General features: G+C 45.0%; 1 protein-coding gene. It reads right to left on the reverse strand.

Features of this window, described 5'->3' with window-relative positions; all coding sequences use genetic code 11:
- Window positions 1–145 precede the first annotated feature (145 nt).
- Window positions 146–1,231 carry an extracellular solute-binding protein gene (locus tag AC805_RS16340; protein ID WP_055076401.1) on the reverse strand — a complete coding sequence of 362 codons (1,086 nt, stop codon included), beginning with the start codon at window positions 1,229–1,231 and terminating at the stop codon, window positions 146–148.
- Window positions 1,232–1,515: the final 284 nt, after the last annotated feature.

The following is a 1,515-nucleotide window of genomic DNA, read 5'->3' on the forward strand; positions in this document are numbered from 1 at the left end:
GCTATAGCTAGACGCAATTAAATATAAAACCCAAAAGTCTGTAGCGCAAGTGCAGCGTGCGCTATAGGCTTTTGATTCTGGGTTTTAATCATGTCCAGATCCTTAATGCAAGTTAATACAGGTTATTTTAGAAATAGCCCATCGGTTATAGCGTTCCCGATCGCAGCTTTGTCCAGAGATCTTTATACTGCGTAAGTGTTGTGGGAGACAGGGGTAAAATCAACTCGCTTTTGGCGAGAATGTCTTGGGAGAAAAACTTGATGGGATCGGCTTTGACACTGTTGGGGACTTTGTCTAATGCACTAGACGGACTAACTGCATCGGTTAAGGATGTCAATTGTACGGCGATTTCGGGGGTAAGACAAAAATTCATCCATGCGGTAGCAGCGATCGCCACTTCTCCCTTTGGAATGACCCAGATATCACTCCATAGGGCTGTCCCATCTTGGGGAATTACTACTTTGAGATTGGGATTTTGCTTGGCTGTCTTATACATATCGCTCGTCCAACCCACTGCAGCTAGGGTGTCGGCGTTCAGGAGAGATTGTAAATAGTTGTCGGAAGAATAGGTTAAAACCTGCGGGCTAAGAGTCTTGAGATCTTGGATTAATGCGGTAAAAATATCTTTGCGTTCGGCAATATTATCTACTTGATAGGACTGCCCCATCTTTTTTAAGACAAGTCCGATCACTTCCCTTGCATCATCGGGCAAGGATAATTTTTGCTTTAGTTCGGGTCGCCAAAGGTCAGACCATTGAGTAATATCGAACTTCAATTTATCGCTGCGATAGGCGATCGCCGTTGCGCCCCAGCGATAGGGGACTCCCCATACCTGATTGTTGCGCGTTACGCTCTGCTGCCAGAAGGGAGAGAGTTTTTGCCATTGAGGGATTTTGTCTAGGAGGTTTGGCGCGATCGGTTGAATCAAGGATTGAGCGATCGCAGGATCGAGCCAGCTATCACCGAGGCTAACCAGTTGCGGTACTTTCTCTTTAGCTAGGTTTGGAGAGTTTTGGAGTTCCTGCCAGAGCTTTGCGGGCAAATTTTCGGCTTTAAATTCCGTTTTTATTTGTGAAGCCGATTCAAATTGACTAATTAATTTGCTCGGAATCGCTCCCAGTAAACCTAGTACTCTTAAGCGATCGCTTCGATCGAAAGGATTTGACCATTGGCATCCCCCTAGTCCTGCGATCGTCGCTCCGCTTAAAACGAGAAACTTACGTCTGTCCATTCATCTTGTACATATTGCTGTCGCCAAGTATATCAGGACATAAAACCCAAAAGAGAGTTGCCACGCATTGCGCGGCAACTCTCTTTTGTAAAGGATGGGCATATTAATATAGCGACAGTTACTTGACTTAGGACAAATCAAACCCCAAGAATTGACTGGTGGCGCTTCGCGCCACCAGTCAATTCTTGGGGTTTATATCCTAGTATATTTAGCGACAGCTATAAAATAGCCAGAAAGAGACAACGCCACCTATGTTCTTATTTTACAAATGGGCGCATTAATAA

This window comes from Pseudanabaena sp. 'Roaring Creek' (genome assembly GCF_001402795.1).
Lineage (GTDB): Bacteria > Cyanobacteriota > Cyanobacteriia > Pseudanabaenales > Pseudanabaenaceae > Pseudanabaena.

Bases quoted from the DNA above. Each gene is read 5' to 3' on its own strand.
- AC805_RS16340 (WP_055076401.1), bottom strand. From the start codon at position 1,231: ATGGACAGACGTAAGTTTCTCGTTTTAAGCGGAGCGACGATCGCAGGA.